This is a genomic window from Prevotella sp. KH2C16 (assembly GCF_900113305.1).
In the GTDB taxonomy this organism is placed as follows: Bacteria; Bacteroidota; Bacteroidia; order Bacteroidales; family Bacteroidaceae; genus Prevotella.
This window is the reverse complement of sequence record NZ_FOOW01000001.1, coordinates 267,110-289,252: the sequence shown is the minus strand read 5'-3', so window position 1 is coordinate 289,252 and position 22,143 is coordinate 267,110. Positions and strand designations below refer to the sequence as shown.

General features: G+C 54.6%; 19 protein-coding genes. 13 read left to right on the top strand and 6 right to left on the bottom strand.

The genetic code is table 11. The annotated features are described in order from the left end of the window. Nucleotides 1-11 precede the first annotated feature (11 nt). The 7 genes from BM114_RS01130 (at nt 12) to fucO (ending at nt 6,362) form a co-directional block, all read left to right on the top strand. The gene (locus BM114_RS01130) at nt 12-1,505 is read left to right on the top strand and encodes an amino acid adenylation domain-containing protein (RefSeq protein ID WP_092109366.1); all 1,494 of its coding nucleotides are present in this window, start codon (nt 12-14) and stop codon (nt 1,503-1,505) included. Between the two features lie 25 nt (nt 1,506-1,530). Continuing rightward, a complete protein-coding gene (locus tag BM114_RS01125; protein WP_369808387.1) occupies nt 1,531-1,761 on the top strand; it encodes an acyl carrier protein in 231 nt (76 codons plus the stop codon). A gap of 12 nt (nt 1,762-1,773) precedes the next feature. Further along, nucleotides 1,774-3,144, top strand: a complete 1,371-nt coding sequence (locus tag BM114_RS01120) for an MBOAT family O-acyltransferase (protein ID WP_092109359.1) — start codon at nt 1,774-1,776, stop codon at nt 3,142-3,144. Nucleotides 3,145-3,154: 10 nt separating this feature from the next. Beyond that, complete coding sequence (locus BM114_RS01115; RefSeq protein ID WP_092109355.1) at nt 3,155-4,156, top strand: hypothetical protein; 1,002 nt, start codon at nt 3,155-3,157, stop codon at nt 4,154-4,156. Nucleotides 4,157-4,454: 298 nt separating this feature from the next. After that, nucleotides 4,455-4,733, top strand: a complete 279-nt coding sequence (locus tag BM114_RS01110) for a hypothetical protein (RefSeq protein WP_092109352.1) — start codon at nt 4,455-4,457, stop codon at nt 4,731-4,733. Nucleotides 4,734-4,736: 3 nt separating this feature from the next. Next, on the top strand, nt 4,737-5,105 hold the full coding sequence (locus BM114_RS01105) for a tellurite resistance TerB family protein (protein ID WP_143089219.1): 369 nt from the start codon (nt 4,737-4,739) through the stop codon (nt 5,103-5,105). Between the two features lie 102 nt (nt 5,106-5,207). Continuing rightward, nucleotides 5,208-6,362 (top strand): lactaldehyde reductase, encoded by a 1,155-nt coding sequence (gene fucO, locus BM114_RS01100; protein ID WP_092109346.1) that lies wholly within the window; start codon nt 5,208-5,210, stop codon nt 6,360-6,362. Between the two features lie 179 nt (nt 6,363-6,541). Here the strand turns inward: fucO and BM114_RS01095 are convergent, their stop codons facing one another. From BM114_RS01095 to BM114_RS01075, 5 genes are all read right to left on the bottom strand, one after another. Next, the gene (locus BM114_RS01095; RefSeq protein ID WP_092109343.1) at nt 6,542-7,813 is read right to left on the bottom strand and encodes a glycoside hydrolase family 18 protein; all 1,272 of its coding nucleotides are present in this window, start codon (nt 7,811-7,813) and stop codon (nt 6,542-6,544) included. Nucleotides 7,814-7,901: 88 nt separating this feature from the next. Beyond that, complete coding sequence (locus tag BM114_RS01090; RefSeq protein ID WP_092109340.1) at nt 7,902-8,915, bottom strand: 2-oxoacid:ferredoxin oxidoreductase subunit beta; 1,014 nt, start codon at nt 8,913-8,915, stop codon at nt 7,902-7,904. An 18-nt stretch (nt 8,916-8,933) separates the two neighbouring features. Next, nucleotides 8,934-10,835: a 2-oxoacid:acceptor oxidoreductase subunit alpha gene (locus BM114_RS01085; RefSeq protein ID WP_092109337.1), complete on the bottom strand. Its 1,902-nt coding sequence runs from the start codon at nt 10,833-10,835 to the stop codon at nt 8,934-8,936. 254 nt (nt 10,836-11,089) lie between these two features. Further along, entirely contained in the window at nt 11,090-12,316 is a 1,227-nt protein-coding gene (locus tag BM114_RS01080; protein WP_255406381.1) for a glycoside hydrolase family 27 protein, read from the bottom strand. 175 nt (nt 12,317-12,491) lie between these two features. Further along, on the bottom strand, nt 12,492-14,150 hold the full coding sequence (locus BM114_RS01075) for a nucleoside kinase (protein ID WP_092109332.1): 1,659 nt from the start codon (nt 14,148-14,150) through the stop codon (nt 12,492-12,494). 265 nt (nt 14,151-14,415) lie between these two features. On the opposite strand from BM114_RS01075, the gene BM114_RS01070 reads away from it, so the two are divergent. Then, nucleotides 14,416-16,134 (top strand): Na/Pi cotransporter family protein, encoded by a 1,719-nt coding sequence (locus tag BM114_RS01070; protein ID WP_092109329.1) that lies wholly within the window; start codon nt 14,416-14,418, stop codon nt 16,132-16,134. A 58-nt stretch (nt 16,135-16,192) separates the two neighbouring features. Here BM114_RS01070 and BM114_RS01065 read toward each other — a convergent pair whose 3' ends face one another. Next, nucleotides 16,193-16,537, bottom strand: a complete 345-nt coding sequence (locus tag BM114_RS01065; RefSeq protein ID WP_092109326.1) for a DUF1893 domain-containing protein — start codon at nt 16,535-16,537, stop codon at nt 16,193-16,195. Between the two features lie 236 nt (nt 16,538-16,773). On the opposite strand from BM114_RS01065, the gene BM114_RS01060 reads away from it, so the two are divergent. The 5 genes from BM114_RS01060 (at nt 16,774) to BM114_RS01040 (ending at nt 22,134) form a co-directional block, all read left to right on the top strand. Next, nucleotides 16,774-17,868 (top strand): SGNH/GDSL hydrolase family protein, encoded by a 1,095-nt coding sequence (locus BM114_RS01060; RefSeq protein WP_092109322.1) that lies wholly within the window; start codon nt 16,774-16,776, stop codon nt 17,866-17,868. A 190-nt stretch (nt 17,869-18,058) separates the two neighbouring features. Beyond that, on the top strand, nt 18,059-19,546 hold the full coding sequence (gene amrB, locus BM114_RS01055) for an AmmeMemoRadiSam system protein B (RefSeq protein WP_092109319.1): 1,488 nt from the start codon (nt 18,059-18,061) through the stop codon (nt 19,544-19,546). A 2-nt stretch (nt 19,547-19,548) separates the two neighbouring features. Further along, on the top strand, nt 19,549-20,415 hold the full coding sequence (gene amrS / locus BM114_RS01050; protein ID WP_092109316.1) for an AmmeMemoRadiSam system radical SAM enzyme: 867 nt from the start codon (nt 19,549-19,551) through the stop codon (nt 20,413-20,415). A gap of 172 nt (nt 20,416-20,587) precedes the next feature. Further along, nucleotides 20,588-20,824, top strand: coding sequence for an acyl carrier protein (locus BM114_RS01045; protein WP_092109313.1), 237 nt, complete (start codon nt 20,588-20,590; stop codon nt 20,822-20,824). Then, nucleotides 20,821-22,134 (top strand): class I adenylate-forming enzyme family protein, encoded by a 1,314-nt coding sequence (locus BM114_RS01040; RefSeq protein ID WP_092109310.1) that lies wholly within the window; start codon nt 20,821-20,823, stop codon nt 22,132-22,134. The genes BM114_RS01045 and BM114_RS01040 overlap by 4 nt, the downstream gene beginning before the upstream one ends. Nucleotides 22,135-22,143: the final 9 nt, after the last annotated feature.

Genomic DNA, 22,143 nt, shown 5'->3' with positions numbered 1-22,143 from the left:
AACAGGATACAATGACAACTATAGAATCTGGCAAGGATTTCGTCTATCAACTCTACCAATCCTGCCTATGTCATAAGGGGAATAAGGCTTTTTGCGTGGATGATACATTCTACACCTATGGACAGCTGGCTGCCCGGGTGGCTGACATCCGTAGCGTTATCTGTAAGGAACCGGACACAACCATCGGTCTTGTAGCCAACGACGACATTGACACCTATGCTTCCATCCTCGCCTTATGGATGGAAGGAAAGTGCTATGTGCCGCTCCATCCCCTTCAGCCTCTGGCAAGATGCGGCGACATTATCAGCCAAGTGGGCATTACCGTCATTCTCGACTCAAGCGAAAACACCCGCTACAATCACCAAAAGGTAATCCATACGGCCCTCCTGTCTGGGACGGAAACCCTCACCCCACCCACAAAGAGCCTTGACGCAGAGGCTTTGGCCTACATCCTTTTCACTTCGGGAAGCACGGGAAGACCCAAGGGAGTACCTATCTCTTTTGGCAATCTGAAGGCTTTCATACACTCCTTCCATGCCCTCGGTTTCCAGTTAGGCGAAGACGACCGGTGTCTCCAGATGTTCGACCTCACTTTCGACCTTTCCGTAGGCAGCTATCTTTTGCCCCTCCTTCACGGGAGTTGCCTGTATACGGTAAAGCCGGGAAAGGTGAAATGGCAGGAGGTATTCCGCCTGCTGGACGAGTATCGGCTTACTTCCGTCCTCATGGTTCCCTCCGTCATCCATTATCTCATTCCCTATCTTGACGAACTCGAAGCCCCTCAGCTGCGCTATTCGCTTTTCTGCGGCGAGGCCCTCGACGCCAAGGAGACCGCCTTGTGGCAACAGGCCGTGCCCGATGCAGAAGTCTGGAATGTATACGGCCCTACCGAAGACACCATCTATTGCACAGCCTATCGCGTGCCTCGGATTGGGGTAAAGGAATGCAACGGCATCGTCGGCATCGGAAAACCTATGCAAGAAGTGCGGACACTCATCGTTACGCCCGACCATAAGGAAGCCCACAGGGGCGAGAAAGGCGAGCTCTGCCTTGCGGGACGGCAGCTCACGCCCGGATACTGGGACAACGACGCGAGGAACAAGGAGGCCTTCTTCTGCCACGGCGGAGAGCGATGGTATCTCACGGGAGACATCTGCGCCATGGATGAAGACGGCGATCTTCTCTACTATGGGCGTAAGGACTCGCAGGTGAAGATACAGGGCTACCGCATAGAACTCAGCGAAATAGAGCATGTGGCACGCCGTTTCTATGAAGAAAATGTGGCCGTGGTGGCCGTTCCTGTCAAGGATGCGCACGACAATACGGTGATAGCCCTTGCCGCAGAGACGGAAGACGACTCCGGCACTAACCAGCTCGTCGACATGCTCAAGCAGTATCTGCCTCCCTATATGGTACCCTCCAGCGTGGTATGCATGCCGCAATTCCCGCAGAACGCAAACAATAAAATAGATAGGAAAACCATCAAACAACTCATAGAACGATAACGAGAAAATGGAAAAAGAAGAGATTTTGAAAGAACTCAACGCTATCTTCCAAACCGTGCTTAACCATCAGGATCTGCAACTTGGGTATGCGACTTCAGCCGATGATGTAGACGGCTGGGACTCCCTGGCTCACATGACGATTATCAGCGAGATAGAAAAACGATACAACATTCACTTTAAACTTCGGGACATCATCAAGCTGTATAGCATCGGCGACTTGTGCGACATCATCCTGAAAAAGACCGAAGGCAAGTAAGCTCGCCGCATCATGGAATTCATCTCTATACCGTTTGTGGCATGCATGGTGCTCACTTTCGTGTTTTATTACGCCCGCACCTCCCGTCGCTGGCAGCATATCGTGCTGCTTGCAGCCAGTTGTGTCTTCATCGGATATTATCACCCCTCCTATTTCCTCACTGTGGCAGCAATCACGGTATTTACCTTCGTTGCCGGCAAGTGGATCCATCGCTGGATTAATACATCCCGGGCCACGCTGCTCCTGTGGGTAAGCATCGCCGCCCTCGTCGGTTTCTGGCTCATGGCAAGATACCGGTTCAGCCTCTTCCCACTCGGCATTTCCTTCTACACTTTCCAAGCTCTATCCTACCTCATAGAGATTTACTGGGAGGAAGACCCCGAAGAGGATTTCTGGGATTTCTCGCTCTACATGATGCTGTTCGTGAAGTTCCTCTCCGGTCCTATCGAACGCTCTTTCGACTTGCTGCCACAACTGAAGTCGGCAAAGACTTTCGACTATCAGGCCGTAACTCGCGGACTGAAGCTCGTGGCATGGGGAGTATTCCTCAAACTCGTCATCGCTGACCGCATCTCTCCGTCGCTCGACCTCGTACTCGACCATGTGCGCACTTCCTCCAGCATGCAGCTTCTGGTGGCTATGCTGCTATATCCCTTGCAGCTATATGCCGACTTCGCAGGCTATACCTGCATGGCCCTGGGGTTAGGCCAGATGCTGGGATTCCACCTGAAGCCCAACTTCAACCGCCCCTTTACAGCCTTGTCTACCGGCGATCTGTGGCGCCGGTGGCATATGACGCTCTCCTTCTGGGTTCGCGACTATGTGTTTACTCCCCTCAACGCTTCGCTCCGCCACTGGGGCAAGGCAGGAGTATGCCTCGCCCTGCTGGCCACCTTCGTTGCCATCGGCGTATGGCACGGAGCCGGATGGACCTTCGCGCTCTACGGATTATTCCAGGGCGTAGTGGTCATTTACGAGACCCTGGCCTCCCGCCAGCGGGAATGGGTCCGGCAAAAAATAGGTTCCAAGGTGTGGGCGGGGCTCATGATGGTGCGCACCTACCTGCTCTTCGCCCTCTCGCTGCTGTTTTTCCGTGTGAAAGAGGTGGACAATGTGTTCTATGCCTACGCCCATCTGTTCGACGGGTTGCAGTCGTCGGTCAAGGAATTGCGGTTGGGGATGACCGACCGCGACTGGATATCCTTCGGCACAGCCGTATTGCTCATGTTTCTCTTCGAGTTCTTCCATGCCCGCGGCGACCTTTTCGTGCGCAGCGAGAAGCTGCCTCCGGCCTTGCGATGGGCTACCTATATAGGCGTGGTAATGGTTATCTTCCTCTTCGGAGCCTTCGGAGTGGAGAACTTTATCTATATCCAATTCTAAACGCAAGCCGATGAAACTCATACCCCTCCATAGATTTTATCTGAAATGCCTGTTGCTGGCATCCCCCTTCCTGCTGCTTCTGGGCATCTATGTGGCCGACGATCCTTTCATGGTTCTACGCAAATATACCGACTACGACCACAGTCCTGTCTGCCTGAGCGAGGGTGCCACGGCATGGACCAAATACAAGATGCTGCGCTCTGAGCGTCATTACGACTCCTTCATCATGGGCAACTCGTGCACCCGGGGCTTCCTCTGCTCCGACTGGAGCCAGTATATCCAGGGCAGCCCGTTCCGTTTCTTCTCCAACGCGGAAGGGCTCGGCGACATCTGCGTGAAACTGGAAGCCCTCGGAAAGCAGCCTGACCAGTCCGTGGCCAACCTCCTCATCGTGGCCGAACTCAGCACTCTGGAAAACTATACACCGCGCGGAGGCCTCATGCACATCATGCCTCCCGATGTTACCGGCAAGAGCTGGATGAGCTATCAATCGGCGTTCCTGCAAGGATTCCTCACACCGAAATTTCTCTTTCCCTATCTGAAGTATCAGCTCACGGGCACTTTTGAGAAATCGATGGAAGGCATCATAGCGGAAGGGCCTGCCTCGCACGAACTCTATACCAATGACTATGTGCCCTTTCTGGAAGACAGCATCCGCCGCGAGGGCGAACGCTTCTGGCAACGCAGGATAGACCTGCGAAGACTGGCAGCAATCAGTCCCACCACGGCTCCCAGCGTGATTCATCGCCCGCACATGGAAAAACTAAAGGAGCTGGCCGACTTCTGCCAACGCCACCATACCCACCTGAAGTTCGTACTCATACCGAACATTGAACGGCAACGCATCAACCCACGCGACATCAAGTGCCTGAAGCAGGTGCTGGGCGCAAAGAATGTCTACGACTTCAGTAACCACAGAACCCTATCCGACTATCATAACTTCTACGACTGGGCACATTTCAGAGTGAAAGTAGGCAGACATATTATGAAGGAAATCTACAAGCAATTATGAAGGAAATCTACAAGCAATAAAGCTTTCTGCCGCCTCCAGCAGAGTAAAATCGGTTATTTTTCCTCGCAAATTCGGCGATTTTGAAGGACAAAATCGCCGAATTTGTCAAACCGCCGGCCAACTCCCATAAAAACTAAAAACACAAAAAAAACACCCAAAAAGCTTTGAACATTCGAAAAAATTCCTATATTTGCAGAAGATAGACGGGTCGAGGCATGCGGGAACAAGCCCTCCCGAGACTCTGCACCGCCGTCCACACGATGAGATAACCCTATTTTTAACTAAACGAATGACGCCTATGGGAAGTTTTTTTGAAAACATATTGAACAGCGACATCGCAAGTTCTGTCCTTGAGGGAGCCAAAACCAAGCTCAAAGATGGGAAGATTGGACAAACCCTTAGCAAGTTCGGCATCGATATCGAGAGTGCTGATCTCGGCCAGATGGCCAAGAGCGTGATCAGCGTAATCGGACTTGCGGGCAAGTCGGTGAAAGGCAATGACGAAGAAGCCGAGGAGGAAGAGAATGCCGGAGAGACTGCCGGAGAAGAAGAACTAACAGAAACCGAGGAGGAATGAGCCATGGAGAAGATCATACAAGTAGTAAGGTTGATGGCCAAGACGGGCCTGTTTTTTGCCAGCGTCGACGGCATCTATCAGGAGAGGGAGCGGCAATACATCAACGACTATGTGTCGGGAATTGAGCAGATCGGCGACATCACGCCGGAACTGAAGGGAGAAGTCTATGGAACGCTGAACCGGAAATTCACGCTCGACGAGATTATCTCCGATACCCGCAACCTGCTCGACGGATTCCATGAAATGGAACGCCTGTCGATTCTCAAGGGCATTAGGAGCTTCATTACCAAAGTGATGAATGCAGACGGACATGTACATCCGTTGGAGCACGAGAACTACAAGCTCTGGAAACTGGCCTTCGGCCTGCAATAGAGCTTCGCTTTCCTGCCCCGGGCTCTTATTCCGGGGCAGGAAAAAACACACCTACCATGAAATATTCACTTTATTAATACCTTTATAATTTAAAAAACACTTATGGTTAACAGATTTATTTTGAACGAGGTTTCTTACTTCGGACCGGGTGCTCGCAAGGAGCTGCCGGGAGTAGTGGCACGGCTTGGATACAAGAAAGCACTCGTAGTTACCGACAAGGGACTTATGAAATTCGGCGTGGCCAAGCAGGTAACCGATGTGCTCGACGAGGCCAATATTCCCTACGAAATCTACGACGAGGTGAAACCGAACCCTACCGTTACCAATGTAAAGAACGGCGTGAAGGCCCTGAAGGACGCCCAGGCCGACTTCATCGTGGCACTCGGAGGCGGCAGCTCCATGGACACAGCCAAGGGCATCGGCATCGTGAGCAACAACCCGGAGTTTGCAGATGTCGTAAGCCTTGAGGGCGTAGCCGACACCAAGAAGAAGACCGTACCCATCATCGCACTGCCCACCACCGCAGGGACAGCCGCCGAGACCACGATAAACTATGTGATCATCGACGAGAGCAAGCAGAAGAAGATGGTGTGCGTAGACCCCAACGACATTCCCGCCGTGGCCATCGTAGACGCAGAACTGATGTATTCGCTGCCCAAGAGCCTCACTGCCGCCACGGGTATGGACGCCATGACACACGCCATCGAGGGGCTCATTACCAAGGCGGCATGGGAATTGAGCGACATGTTTGAGATCAAGGCCATCGAGATGATACACCGATATCTGCCCATCGCAGTAGACGAACCCACCAATCCCATCGGCCGCGACGGCATGGCCGTGGCACAGTATGTGGCAGGCATGGCCTTCTCGAATGTGGGCCTTGGCGTCGACCACGGCATGGCGCATCCGATGAGCGCGCTCCACGATGTTCCCCACGGCGTAGCCTGCGCCATCCTGTTGCCCACCGTCATGCGATTCAATGCCCCTGCGGCACTCGACAAATATGTGGAAATCGCCAAGGCCGTGGGCGTCTACAAGGAAGGAATGAGCAAAGAAGAAGCCGCCGAGGCCGCCTGCAACGAAATCGAAGCACTCAGCCGCAGAGTGGGAATCCCACAGCACCTGTCGGACCTGGGCATCTACGAAAAGGACATCGACGCACTTGCCGACCAGGCTATTGCCGATGTATGCACGCCCGGTAACCCGCGCGAGGTAACCCGCGACGACATCGTGCAGCTGTATCGCCAAATACTCTAAACAGTCCGGAGGACACCCAACGGCTTTCAGACCTTATAGACGAGGTGTCTCCCAGAATAATTACCAGCCGTTGGTAACAGCATTACCGGTAAGTGGTAACAGTGTTACCAGCGGCTGGTAACATTGTTACCACTTGCTGGTAACTCTGCGGTAACTTATTCCTGGCCGCACAATCTGCGTCAGTTGCCCTTGAGGATGATGAGCGTGCCTCGCCTTTCAGCCTGATAACGCTCCAGCTCCTTACGGGCATCCGCATTCAGGGAAGCCGTGTCGCCCTGTCCTGCAATCACATAGTGGAACCTGTCGAAGACACCCTTATCATAGCCCGTGAAAAGGCTGAAACTCGTATTCTTCAAGCTCTTGATATCCTTGACGAGCGGGTTCTCGGAATCCATTGCCGCCCTGCTCAGGAAGAGCACCTGCCGCTGCGGCACCGTGGCCTTGCCTTCCTTCAGCAAAGAGAGGTATACAGTCTGCATCAGGTCTTGCTGGGCATCGTCCTCGGTGGTTTCCCAGTACATGCCTCCCAGCAGTCCCCGGTCGATAATCAGCTGACACTTGGCCGCTATACTCCGAGGATTCTCAATGCCGAAGACCAGCTCGCCGTCTTCGTTTGCGAGGTAGGGCACCTGTCCCTCGTCGTCCCAAACCTCATGATAGATGCCGGCGGCATCCTTCGTCTTCATGTATTTGTCGAGAATCTGATTGGCATGGTCGCCACGACCGTAAAGCGGCATGCCCAGACAAAGCCTCCCGGCAGGCACTCCGGCACGAAGATGAGCGTCTACGGCATCCTCCACCGTCATTCTCCCGCTTATCTTTGAGCGGTGCAGGGTGGTGTGGTGCTTGGGCGGATCGGCCACATCGTAGGCCATGATATTCACGAAGTCGAGATAGGGCATGCAGCCCTTGAAGTCGATATAGCGCGCCGCAGCCTGAGTGGCAATCGTCAGAAGAAGGTCGTTGCCGAGTGCTTTTCGCAGGTCGCGCATCAGCAAGGTGAAGTTCCTGGTGTCGTCAGGCGACGAGGAAATGCCCGCCGCACTACTGGTAGGATATTCCCAGTCGATGTCGATTCCGTCAAGTCCGTATTCCCTTACGGCCTTCATGCAGCTCTTTGCAAAGCTCTTGCGAAACTTGGAACTGGCAGCCATCTCGCTGAAATTTCCACTGGTCCATCCGCCTACCGACAGCATCACCTTCAGCTCCGGGTTGTCCTTCTTGAGGGCTACCACCCTCCGCAGCATGTCGGGATTCTGCACCTCCATGCCGTCGAAGGTTTTCGTTACATGACCGAAGGCATAGTTTATATGCGTCATCAGGCGCGGGTTCGGCAACTCGCCGGTGGTCCATCCGGCCACATAGGCAACCACGATGCGCTTCGGAGTGTTCTGAGCGCAGAGACCCATAGCCATAAGCACCAGGGTCAGGGTTAAGAAAGCCTTTCTCATTGGGCGTATTGAATTAAAATAGGTCCTATAGACTATCGGGACGAGAGCCTACAGGACCAGTTAGACATTATGCTTGCGGCCAGGATTCCTACCCTTCCTTGACTTCCCAGATGTCGTTGGTCTCAAGGAGTTCGGCAAAGTTATGGTAAGGTTTCTTGGCCTTCACCTCCTCTATCTGGGCGTTAACGGCCTCATCGTAGGTGGGTGCCTCGACATCACGAATCACTCCGAGAGCCATGGGGAAGCCATGCTCGTTGTCCATCATGGCCAGCTTCAGTTGCAGCGTGTTGTCCTGGCAATGGCTGTCGTGCACCAGAATGTCGTCCAAGGTGATGCCGTTCTCGCCAATCTTGACGACCTTCAGGCCGAATCCCTCTTGCATCAGCCCGTACTCATGATTCTCGCCGAACACCAGGGGCTTGCCATCCTCTACATAGATGGCATTCTTGCCGCGGCCTTCCTTGGTGTAGACAGGGTCGTAGGCACCGTTGTTGAAGATGACGCAGTTCTGCATAATCTCACACACCGAGGCACCCTTGTGCTCATAGGCCCGCTTCAGAATCTCGATGGTATGCGGTCCGTCGTTGGCCACGGAACGGGCAAAGAACCTGCCGCGGGCACCGAAGCAGAGTTCCGCGGGACGGAAGGGATCCTCCACCGTGCCGTAAGGGCTCGACTTGGAAACGAATCCCCGGGGAGAGGTAGGACTGTACTGTCCTTTCGTAAGACCGTAGATGCGGTTGTTCAGGAGAATCATGTTGAGGTCGATATTCCGCCGCATGGCATGGATGAAGTGGTTTCCGCCGATGGCAAGGGCGTCGCCGTCGCCGCTTATCTGCCACACCGTGAGTGCAGGATTCACCACCTTGGCTCCCGTGGCGATGGCTGCCGCACGGCCGTGGATGGTCTGCATGGCATAGGTATTCACATAATAAGGCAGTCGGCTGGAACATCCGATACCGCTGATGACCGCCGTTTCGTAAGGTGCAATGCCCAGTTCGGCCATCGCCTTGTGCAGACTTGCCAGGAAGAAGTGGTCTCCGCATCCCGGGCACCACCGTGGCTGGCCTTTCTTGAAATCTTGTGCTGTATATTCGTTCATGTGCTTTCCCTTTCTGCTTTAAGCTTCAATAATGTTCTCCTCAAATGTCTTGGCATGGTTAGAGAGGCCATTCGAGAGGAGAATCCGCTCGAATCCGCTTACCAACTCACTCACCACGAAGGGCTGACCCTTGACCTGATTATACTGATAAGGCGCAAAATTGTTGACTCGGATGCGCAACAAAGCTGCGAACTGGCCAAGATTCTGCTCGGCCACGACCACCTTCTTGTACTTCAGGAGCACATCAGCGGTGTTCTTCGGCAGGGGATTTACATACTTGAACTGGGCAAGTGCCACCTTATGGCCTTTCTTCCGCAGTTCGTTCATGGCGGTATAGAGATGGCCATAGGTGGAGCCGAAGCCCACGATGAGCAATTCCGCATCGTCGGCATCGCCAAGAACCTCAATGTCGGGAACCTCAATCTTTGCCACTTTTTCAAAGCGCAGGTGGTCCATCAGGTCATGATTTTCGGGCTCGGTAGAGATTGCGCCGGTCTCGCCATCCTTCTCCAGCCCGCCGAGGATGTGCGTATAGCCCTCCTGACCGGGAACCGCCCAATAGCGGGCAAGGGTTTCCGGGTCGCGGCGGTATGGCGTATACTTATATTTCTGGTCTTCGGTTACATAATGGGGCTTTATCTCCGGCAACTCTTCTATGTCCGGCAACTTCCATGCCGCAGAGCCGTTGGCGATAAAGGCATCGGTGAGCAACACCACGGGAGTCATGTGCTCGAGGGCTATCCTGGCCGCCTGGAAAGCCGCATCGAAGCAGTCGGTAGGACTGATGGCGGCAACCACGGGCATCGGACTTTCCCCGTTGCGCCCGTAGAGCACCTGAAGGAGGTCGGTCTGCTCGCTCTTCGTGGGCAGTCCCGTTGACGGCCCGCCTCGTTGTACATCGATGATTACCAGCGGAAGCTCGTCCATCACGGCGAGGTTGATGGCCTCCGACTTCAGCGCAATGCCGGGACCGGATGTGCTGGTAGCAGCCAGCGCACCGGCAAACGAGGCTCCCACGGCACTCGCACAGGCCGAAATCTCGTCTTCGCACTGCACCGTTATCACGCCGAGCGACTTGTGCTTGGCCAGCTCGTGGAGAATGTCCGTGGCCGGGGTGATGGGATAAGAGCCCAGATAAAGCTTCAGGCCCGACTTCTCGGCTGCGGCTATCAGCCCGTAAGCCGTGGCTTTGTTGCCGGTAATATCCATATATCGGCCAGGATTCTTGACTTTAGAGTCGATGCGATAAGTGGCAGGAACGCTGGCGTGCACATTGTGGCCGTAGTCGTATCCGGCGTTCACCACCTTGATATTATTCTCCGCTATCTCCGCCTTCTTCGCAAATTTCTCTCTCAGGAAGTTCTCCACGAGTGAGAGATCCCGGTTGAAAAGCCAACATACCAATCCCAGTGCAAACATGTTACGGCACTTCAGAATGGCGCGGTTGTCCATGCCCGAATCTTTCAGGCATGCCTTCACCATGGTAGTGATGGGGCAGGCTACTACACGGTCGGAGTCGATTCCCAGCTCACAGAGATAGTCGGTACTGTTGAACTCAGCTTTCTTCAAGTCGTTGGGACCGAAACTGTCGGTATCAATAATGATGGTGGCCTGCGGCTTGGCATACCTGTACTGCGTCTTCAGGGCCGCGGCATTCATCGCAACAAGCACATCGCACTGGTCGCCCGGCGTGTACACCTTCCCCGTTCCGATGTGAACCTGAAAACCCGAGACACCCGTCAGCGAGCCTTGTGGCGCCCGGATGTCAGCCGGATAGTCTGGAAAGGTTGAGATACCATTACCTACGGTTGCAGACACAGTGGAGAAAATGTTCCCGGCAAGCTGCATTCCATCGCCGGAATCTCCAGAGAACCGGACAACAACCTGGTCCAGTTCCTTAACTTCTAAGTCTTCCGCCATTATCTTTTTATTAGTTTAAGTTCACAAATGCAAAGATGCCAATTTTTCTTGATACGGCAAAATAAAAAGTGAAAAATAAAAGTTTTTTCCACTTTTCTTTCTTTCCGGAGGCAGTTTTCAGAACTTTTCCTTCCGCCAATGGAGGATGGCACAGTCTACTTTCCGCCCCCGGAACAAGCGTACAAGCCCCGCCTTGCGAAGACGGATTTTATTCTCCGGCAATAGAGCCGTGCCCCGGAAACGGGAAGAGGGGGCTATCCAAGCACAAACACTTTTGTCTCGTGAGCCTCCACCCGGCCTTTCCAGCGAGTGGCTTTCTGCGCTATCTGCCTATGCGCCCATACATCCCGCACGGACCGGTTGCCGTCTATGCCCAGCGCAGGGAAATCTACTCCGATTACCTGCGGCAGCTCGCCAGTATTCAGGACGGCCACCGCCCACCGGCCTCCAGAGAGCAGTCGCACGAACACCTGATAGGTATCCTGGAACACCTTGCGCTCCGCGGCCTTGCCGAGGACATCCTGATCGATGGCAATGATTTCTTTGTTCAGCAGGATGCGGCGCGTCTCTTCGTTCTCGCTACGCAAGTCGTGGGTCATAGCCAGCGGCGACGCCTCCATGCACCAGAGGCTCATCTGCGACTGATACTCGGTATAGCTGCATCCTTTTCCTCCCAAGTCGCTCGATGGACCGCCCTTGCCCTCCAGGCCCACGACAAGCATGTCCATGTCGTTCCAATGCCCTGGACGGGCGTAAGAATACAGGGGAGCGGTAACATTGACGATGTCGAGGATACCCATACCCCCCTGACGAGCCTTGTCGGCCCACATGTCCCGCACATCATAAGTTGTCCGCCAGACTACTCCGCCCGCCTCAGCTGCCCACAGCTCGGGATGGAGCTGACCCCATTCGCACACGCCGAGAAGTATGCGCCGGCCACTCCTGGCCAGCGCATCGCCCATGACCTTATAGCGGCGATGCGCCTCCGCGCTGTCGGAGGGAGCATTGCAATAGTCGTATTTCAGATAGTCTATGCCCCACGAGGCAAAGGTGCGTGCATCCTGCTCCTCAAAGCCGTAGCTCGCCGTGCGGCCGGCACAGGTGAGCTGTGCGGCATCGGAGTAGATGCCCAGCTTCAGGCCTCTGGCGTGCACATAGTCGGCAAGTGCCTTGATGCCGCTCGGGAACTTTTCCGGATCAGCTATCAGGTTGTTGCGGCTGTCGCGTCCGCCCTGCCAGCAGTCGTCTATGAACACATATTCATAGCCCGCGTCGCGGTAGCCGCCCGCCACCATGGCATCAGCCATCTCACGCAGCAGCTGCTCGTTGATGTGCTCGCCGAAGAGATTCCACGACATCCACCCCATGGGCGGCGTTAGCTTTTCCTGAGCCTGGGAGCAGAGGGAAAACAGGCAGAGGGCAACCGTAGCCAGCACCTTTCTAATCAAAAAGCGGGATTCGAAATCACCTGAAATTTTCATATTCTTAATCTATTGGTTTTCTTCAAGTTACGAACCACCCTGTAAAAGGCGGCTAAAAGCCTGCCTTCTAACGGCTAAAAGCTCGCCTTCTAACGGCTAAAAGGCGAGCTCTTAACGGTCTTTTACTTTTCTGGTTGCCGCCGGCCTTGAAAAGACAGGCTGCCGGCACGGTTTCTCAATACTTGAAGGAGCTGCCTCCAAGGAACTCCCGCAGCAAGCTCGTAGGCGGCAGCTGGCGATACGGAATCTCCCGGAAGTAACGCAGGAACTTGAGCAAACGATGGGCTTCGCCGAACTCCTCACAGTTCTCGGGCACCTGCTCAAGCAGCGGCTCGGCCTGTTGCTTGATAACGGAAAGCTCGTAGAGCATGGCACTATTGAACATCGCGTCGGCATTTTCCTGATAGGGGAATATCCATTTCTCCTCTCCCGCCCGCACCGAGGGCCAGCGGTGGATGGTCTCCTGAGCCGTAACGCCACGATACTTATTGTCGCGGATGATGCGCCGAAGCAGTCGGTTGTCGGTCGTAGGGATGTAATTATGGTCGTCGAGGAGGATGGTCGTCAGCGCCGAGACATACACTCTATACTTCTGTTCCTCGGGAATCTGTGCCGTAAGCTCCGGGTTCAGGGCATGGATTCCCTCTACCACGAGCACATTGTTGTCGTCCATCTTCAACTGCTTGTCGCTTTTCTCGCTCGTTCCCGTCTGGAAATCATACCTTGGAAGAATCACCTCCTCACCCCGGAAAAGAGCCTGGAACTGCTCGTTGATGAGCGGGATATTGAGAGCATAGAGGCTCTCGTAGTCGTATTCTCCGTTCTCGTCCTTTGGCGTATGCTCCCGATCCACGAAGTAGTCGTCGAGAGAAATCTGAAGGGGCCTTATCCCGTTGGCCAGCAACTGGATGCTAAGCCGCTTGCAGGTGGTGGTCTTCCCCGAAGATGACGGCCCCGCCAGCAGCACAAGCTTAACGCCCTGACGCGCCTTGATTTCATCGGCGATGCGAGAAATCAGCTTCTCCTGAAGAGCCTCGCTGACATTGATGATCTCAGTGGCATGCCCGTTCTCGACGGCTTCGTTGAAGTCACCCACGGTACGGAGGCCGAGGAGATGCTGCAGGTTGTGGTGCTCCTTGAAGATGCTGAACATCTTGTCCTGACGCGGCTTGGGGCTCAGCCTCGACGGATCCTCCACAGCCGGGATGCGGAGGAGCATCCCGTCGATATACTTCTCGAGGTCGAAAAGATAGAGGCCGCCAGTGTCCGTGAGCAGCGTGCCATAGAAATAGTCCACGAAATCGTCGAGCTGATAGTAGACGGTATAGAGCCTTCCGCTGCTCTCCAGCAGCTTCACCTTAGCCTCGTCGCCCTTGCGGCGGAACATCTCGATGGCATCCTCAGTAGGCACTTCAAAGCGCCGGATGGGCATCTTGGCGTCGATAATCTGCTGCATGCGCTCCTTGATACGGGCTACATCTTCTCCCGTGAGCTTCTGACAGCACTTCACGCTCACATAATATCCCTTCGAGACGGGAATGTCTATCAGCACCTTGGAACCCGGGTAGAGGTCGTGGATGGCCTTGCAGCATACCAGGAACAGCGTGCGGGTATAGACCCGCGAGGCCGAAGCGTTGTGCATGTCGAGGAACTCTACATCCTTGCAGTGGTAGAGGGAGTAATGCATGCCCTCCGTCGAGTTGTTCACCTTGGCGGCAATGGGCCCGTACTGCATCTCGAGCCCCAGTTTCTTATACAGCTCGTCGAGTCGGCAGCCCATCTCGACCTCGACAGCCTGGTTGTTGTTCTTACACCTGATTGTAAGTTTTCTCATGTTTCGTCTCGTAATCTTTAGATTTGCCGGTAAAGGTAATAATAATTATCGACACAAGAATAACAATTAAATTAAATTAAGGTTCTGCCCTTCCCGTAAAGAGCGTAACATTTTCTGCCACGACCGACATTTTCTAAAATAAATTCATGGAAGAAGTCATACGGAAACATTTTTTTATTATCTTTGCAACAGAAATGAAACATCCGGAAAGAAAGACGATGCTGGGCGAAGCCCTCTTTCCGACGGAAAGAGAAAACATTATTCTATGACAACAGGCGACTACATCTTTATTTTCTGCAAGATTCTCGGCTCTCTTGCACTGCTTATCTATGGTATGAAGGTAATGAGCGAGGCTCTACAGAAAATGGCAGGTTCGCAACTGCGCCACATTCTGGGCGCCATGACCACCAACCGGTTTACCGGCATGCTTACCGGAACCTTTATCACCTGCGCCGTGCAGTCGTCGTCGGCAACCACTGTCATGACCGTCTCTTTCGTCAATGCCGGTCTGCTCACCCTGGCTCAGGCCATCTCGGTCATCATGGGTGCCAACATCGGCACCACGCTCACGGCCTGGATCATGTCGCTGGGATATAATGTTGACCTTACGGTAGTGGTCTTTCCGGCCTTCTTCATCGGCATCATGCTCATCTATAGCAAGAAACGACGCTACATCGGCGACTTCCTCTTCGGCATCGCCTTCCTCTTCTTCTCCCTCGTCTTGCTGAGTACGGCGGGCAAAGAGCTGGATTTAGCCCATAACTCAGGCGCCATCGAGTTTTTCTCTTCATTTAATGTGAACAGCCATTGGACCATCCTGATTTTCCTTGCCATCGGCACTGTCATCACTTGCATCGTGCAGAGCTCGGCCGCAGTCATGGCCATCACCATTCTACTCTGCTCCACCGGGGTGCTCCCGATATACATGGGTATCGCGCTCGTAATGGGTGAGAACATCGGTACTACCGCCACCGCAAACCTCGCGGCGTTAGGAGCCAACACGCAGGCAAGGCGTGCCGCCCTCGCTCATCTCGTCTTCAATGTCTTCGGCGTGATATGGGTCATGTGCTTGTTCTATCCCTTTGTCAACTTCGTCTGCAGCCTCGTGGGGTATGATCCGGAGAATACGGCGGGCCTCTCTGCCACCGATATCACCCTCAAACTGCCTATCGTGCTGGCCGCTTTCCACACTTGCTTCAATGTTTGCAATACCTCCCTTCTCATCTGGTTTATCCCCCAGATGGAGAAACTGGTATGCTGGCTCATCAAGCCAAAGGCAAATCAGGACGAGGAAGAGTTCCGTCTGCGCTTCATTCAGAGTGGCCTCATGAAGACACCGGAGCTTAGCGTTTACGAGGCTCAGAAGGAAATCCAGAGCTTCTCGGAGCGCATCCAGCGCATGTTTGGCATGGTTCGTGAGTTGTTGAACGAAAAGAAAGCTGAAGATTTCGTGAAGCTCTTCACGAGAATAGAGAAGTATGAGACCATCTCCGATAACATGGAGATAGAGATTGCCAAGTATCTTGACCAGGTATCCAATGCTCACCTGAGCGACGAGACCAAGGGCAAGATTCATGCCATGCTGCGTGAGATCAGTGAGATAGAGTCTATCGGCGACAGCTGCTACAACATCGCGCGCACCCTCAACCGTAAGATGAACGAGAAAGAGGACTTCGTCGAGCCGCAATACGAGCACTTGCACCAGATGATGGAACTCACGGACGAGGCACTAACGCAAATGAACCTGATTCTGCAAGGCCACCACGCCAGCTACGATCCGAACCGCTCGTTCAATATAGAGAACGAAATCAACAACTATCGCAACCAACTCCGAACCCAGAATATCGATGATGTGAACAACCATCTCTATACCTATGGCGTGGGTACCATGTACATGGATATCGTGCAAGAGTGTGAGAAACTCGGCGACTATGTGGTTAATGTCGTCGAGGCTCGCATGGGCATCAGGCAGACAGGAGCATAGAACAAGAAAGAGAAATCAGCCTCAAGGCATATGCCCGTCTGATTTCTCTTTCTTGTTTTCAGACCACTTCTCCCATCTTTTCCCACATACGGAGAAAAGTGGGATGGTCTACCCGTTTCTTATAGGTAACCTTGACGCCGGCATCGTGGAGCACATCGTAGGCCTGGTCGCTGATCAGGTCGGCATAGACCTCTACAACTCCGCCTTCCACCATTGCCTTGGCAGCCGTCCTTCCGACAGCCTTGTCGGCAAGTTTGGCACCGTGCAGCAACTCCGGCTCATCGTCTAATATATTATATAAGGTACGGACGCCGCGTCCCTTAAAGGTCGAAATGTTCCCTTCATGCAGCACCACCAAGGAATAGTCCTCGTCGTGCAAGGTGTCTTTCAGTACATTCATCATAATTCGTGTCCTCCATCCTTTTTTCGCAAATATAGGAATTTATTTTGTAATCGCATGTAAAGATTTTACTAAATTTACAGGTTCGGCATGCAAGAGTCGGCTTCACCTGATTTCACATGCGGTTCAAGTCATGACTCCTCCGCGTTTTTATTTTCATGAAAACCTGCCTCAGGTTTGAATATCTCACGAAAAAACACTACTTTTGCACCAGCATCTAAAAACCAAAAAACAACAATATGAAAAGAAAACTTATATTCCTGATTGCGTTCATGGCAATCCTCCAGGCGGCCTCAGCCCAGATTGACTACACCAAACGGCTGCAGCAAGGCATATCCTATACAGGCCGGACACTCGCTCTGAGCGACGGAAGCGTGAGATACGACTGGACGGGCACCTATCTCCAGACCGACTTCACGGGAGGCAGCATTGCCATCGAGGTGAGCGATACGAAGAAAACCTATCATAACCTCTATATCGACGGACAGCTGATTCGCCGCATCACCGTCGAGGGACAGAAGCCCCACCGCGTCGTGTTGGCTGAAAACCTGACCGCCCAGCCCCACCGCCTGTGCCTGCAAAGGGTAACCGAAGGCAGCGGCGGATGCACCACCGTCCACGGCTTCTACCTCGCCAGGGGCGGCAAGCTGCAGAAGGTAGCTCCCCGGAAACGCTTCATCGAGTTCTACGGCGACAGCTATACCTGCGGCTATGGAACCGAGGCTGCGGGACCGAAGATACACTTTACCTACGAGACCGAGGACTTCAACCACTCCTATGCCTGCCTGATAGCCCGGTATTTCGATACCGACTACGCCGCCATTGCCCACTCCGGAATGGGCATGGTACGCAATTACGGCGACAAGAAACAGACCTCCGAGTACACCATGCTCGACCGGCAAGGGCACATCTTCGACGACTTCGACACCCTCAGCTACGATTTTCGAGCCTACAGGCCGCAACTCGTATGCATCCAGCTGGGCACCAACGACTTCTCAAGAAACAACACCCCCACCGTAGACCAGTATTGCGGAAACTACCAGAAGTTCATCCGTAACCTCCGAAAGGCCTACGGCGACATCCCCATTCTGTGCATCCTGCCCTATTCGGCAGGTGCCTATCTACAGACAGCCTTCAAGGATTTAGCCCGCAGAATGGAGCCCGACAAGCATGTCTACATGGCCGAACCGATGCTGAAGGTCATCAACAATCCCGCCGATCTCGGTGCCGACTGGCATCCGAATACGCAGGGACAACAGAAGATAGCCATGAAGCTCATCCCTCAGATATCGAACATCATGGGATGGAAGCTGGAAGACAAGGTTGTGAAATAGCCCCCTAAAGGGAACTGACATCCCTCCGTATAGGAAAAAGGTAGCTCCCGACGCGTCCGGCATACCGCCTAAAACCTTGGTGGCGATGGGGGATTGTAACTTTCAGAACTTTCCCTGGCAAACCTTTCCGCAAACTATTGCTGCGTTTCAGATTTTTTTCTATCTTTGCCTTGGTTATTCATCTCATGCAATGAAGAGGTTCGTAACGATGGAAAAAGTAATCGAGTGCCGGCAGGCGAGACTTTCCGTGCTCGCCCTGCTGCTCATTCTAACGGTTGGAAATATGGATGCAAGAATTCGGAAACCTGCTGTTGCAGGACAGTTCTATGAAGCGAATGCCGCACAACTCCACAAGGATTTGCAGACTTACTTCGGTAAGTATGCGGCCGTGAAAGGCTCTCGCACGATACAGGCCGTCATCGTGCCCCATGCAGGCTATGTTTTTTCAGCGGGCGTAGCGGCATCGGCTTTCGCGCGGATAGCCCCCGATGCCGACTATGAACACATCTTCCTACTGGGCCCGAGCCACCATGTCTACCTCGACAAAGCCTCCGTGGCAGGCGGCTATGACTATTATGCCACGCCTTTAGGAAACCTGAAGGTGGACACGGCGCTATGCGCCCGTCTCATAGAGGGCTGCGAGGCCTTCTGCTTCGACGAGCGGGCTCACCGGCAAGAGCACAGCTTGGAGGTGCAACTGCCCTTCCTCCAGTATCGGCTGAAGCGAGTGCCGCCGATTGTGCCGATTGTCGTCGCCACCCAGAGCCACGAGCGGCTGCGGCAGATAGCCAAGGCGCTGAAACCCTATCTGAATGCCAGAAACCTCTTCGTCGTCAGCAGCGACTTCTCCCACTACCCGTCGTATCAGGACGCAAAGAGAGTAGACGCACTCACCGCCGACGCCATCCTCACGGGCAGGACACAAGATTTCATCGGCCAGCTTGCGGCCAACGAGCGGCTGGGCATCGATTCCCTGGCCACCAGTGCCTGCGGCGAAGCCGCCATCGCTACACTCCTGATGATGACCGAGGGCGACGACGCCATACGCATCCGGCATCTGGAATACCGCAACTCAGGCGACTCCCCGTACGGCGGAAGACACAGAGTGGTGGGCTACCATTCCTTCGCCTTCAGCCGAGAGGCGGGTTTCCGGCTCACGGATGAAGATAAAGCCGAGCTCAAGAAGATAGCCCGCGAGAGCATCCTCGCAACCTTCACAGGCAAGCGATACCAGCCCCACGGCCTGAGCCAGACGCTCCGGCAACGGTGCGGAGCCTTCGTCTCGCTTCACAAACACGGCCTGCTGCGTGGCTGCATCGGGCATTTCGGCGAGGACTACCCTCTCTTTGAAATCGTTGAAAAGATGGCTAAGGCCGCCGCCTTCGAAGATCCGAGGTTCCCGAAAGTAAGCCGGCAGGAACTCCCGGAACTGGATATAGAAATCTCTGTGCTCACCCCCATGCGACGCATCCACGACCTGAGCGAGTTCATTCTGGGCAGGCATGGCATCTACATCCGTAAAGGCTACCACTCGGGAACCTATCTCCCGCAGGTGGCCGAGGAAGTGAACTGGACGAAGGAGGAGTTCGTGAGCCATTGCAGCCACGACAAGGCCGGACTGGGCTGGGACGGCTGGAAGACGGCGGAGCTCTATGTCTATGAGGCTATCGTGTTCTGAATATGAAGGAATGTCTTTACTACCACAGGCTCGACGGCAATCGCTTGCGTTGCATGCTCTGTCCTCACGGCTGCACGCTGGCCGAAGGGCAGCGGGGACGGTGCGGCAGCCGTCGCAACCTCAGGGGAACGCTCGTCTCGGAGGTGTACGCCCGCCCGTGCGCCGTAGCCGTCGACCCGGTGGAGAAGAAGCCCCTCGCCGAATTCCATCCGGGCACGAAATGCCTCTCGCTGGCCTGCGCGGGGTGCAACCTCCGGTGCCTGAACTGCCAGAACCACGACATCTCGCAAGCCCGGCCCGACGAGGTGGAGTGCTACGAGCTGATGCCTGAACGGGCAGTTGACCTTGCCCTCAAACACCATATTCCCGGCATTGCCTACACCTATACCGAGCCGCTTACATGGTATGAGTACACCTACGACACCGCCCGGCTCGCCCATGAAAAGGGCTTATGGAACATCCTCGTCTCGGCGGGATTCATCAATCACGACCCCCTGAGCGAGCTCATGCCCTACATCGACGCGGCAAACATAGACCTGAAAGCCTTCTCCGACGACATCTACCGAAAGGTATGCGGAGCCCGGCTGCAACCCGTTCTCGACACGCTGCTTAACCTTCATGAGGCAGGAGTCCATCTCGAGATTACCAATCTGCTGATTCCCGGAGTCAACGATGGCGGGGAACTGGTGCGCAGCATGTGCCGGTGGCTCGTCGAGAACGGCCTCGGAGACTGTCCGCTCCACTTCAGTCGCTTCTTTCCGCAGTACAACATGCGCAACTCTCGGCCGACCCCCCGGAAGACGCTGTTCGATGCCCGCGACATCGCATACAGCGAAGGCATCCGGAAAGTGTATTTAGGAAACCTGTAAGAAACAATCCCCGACATCGGTGTAAACGAACTTTCCGCCTTGTTTCAATGGCTGAAACACGGAGTTTCAACGGTTGAAACAGCTTGTTTCAGCCGTTGAAACAAAAACTGAGGGAAACCATTGGCAGGTTAAGGAAAAACCATTATCTTTGCATGCAACCATCTTGAGAACTATGGACAAGAAAGAAAGAATACGCGAACTGCTTGCCGAGGCCCTGCCGCTCGTAAACCTGGACTCCGATTTCCTCTTCAGCGAGCTCGACTCGCTGGGAGTTACCACCATTCTGATGATGCTCTCCAATGAGTATGGCATCGAACTTGAATCACAGGACGCGACGCCTAAGAACCTCCGTTCTATCGACAGTCTGGCCGCCCTCGTAGACAAGAAGCTCGCCGGAAAACAGCCATGACCACCCTCGAAGACTATCTGGAGCGCAACGCCCGGCTTTATCCCGAGAAGACAGCAATGATAGACCCCGACGGGCAGAGCCTGAGCTATGCCCGCCTCTATGAGTCGGTCGTGCGGAAGGCCGCGCAGTTCAGCGACCGCAAAGGCCGCGCGGTAGTGTTCCGGAACACGCAGTCATCCGATTTCCTGATCACCTATCTTGCCCTCCACAGAGCCGGTGTCATTGCCGTCCCGATGGAATCCGGCACGCCCGAAGCCACCATGCGGACGGTGGAAGCTGAACTGGCGGCGGTGGATTTTCCGTCGGAAGTGGCCGATGTGCTCTATACCACGGGCACCACGGGCAGGTCAAAGGGCGTCATGATCAGTCATTCCACGCTCGTGGCCGACGGTGAAAACCTCATCGAGGCACAAGGATTCTGCCATGAGACGGTGTTCGTGGTCTGCGGTCCGATGAACCACATCGGCAGTCTTTCCAAGCTCTACCCCGTTATTATGCAGGGAGCCACGCTCCTGATTCTCAAGGGAATGAAAGACCTGAACGCCTTCTTCCATGCCCTCGACTATCCGGAAGGCCGGCTCGCTACCTTCCTCGTGCCCGCCAGCATCCGCATCCTGCTCGCCTTCGGCGGGCAGCGGCTTGCGCATTATGCCGACAAGATAGACTTCATCGAGACGGGGGCGGCTCCCATGGCGCATAGCGATATGCGGCAGCTCTGCCGCCTCCTGCCCCGCACACGGCTCTATAACACCTATGCGTCGACCGAGACGGGTATCATCGCCACCTATGATTTCAACGACGGCCGGTGCCTCGAGAAATGCCTCGGACACCCCATGAAGCACTCCAGCTTCCATATCACCCGGCAAGGGAGGATAGCCTGTGAGGGGAAGACGCTGATGATCGGGTATGCAGGCAACGACGAACTCACCCGGCAGGTGCTGCGCAACGGGGTGCTCTACACGGCCGACTGCGGTGAGATTGACGGCGAGGGCATGCTCCGCCTGCTGGGCCGGGAGGACGATGTCATCAATACCGCCGGCTACAAAGTAGCCCCCTCGGAGGTGGAGGATGCCGCTTCTGCCCTGGCCGGCATCGCCGACTGCATCTGCATCGCCGCCCCGCATCCCGTGCTCGGCACGGTGCTCAAGCTCCTCGTGGTGATGAAAGAGGGCTGTAAATTTGACAAGACGACCGTGGCAAAACACATTGCCAGCCGACTGGAAGCCTATAAGGTGCCCGTCTACTATGAACAAGTGGCCTCCGTCAGGCGAACCTTCAACGGTAAGCTCGACCGCAAGTCCTATCGGTAGAACCGCCAG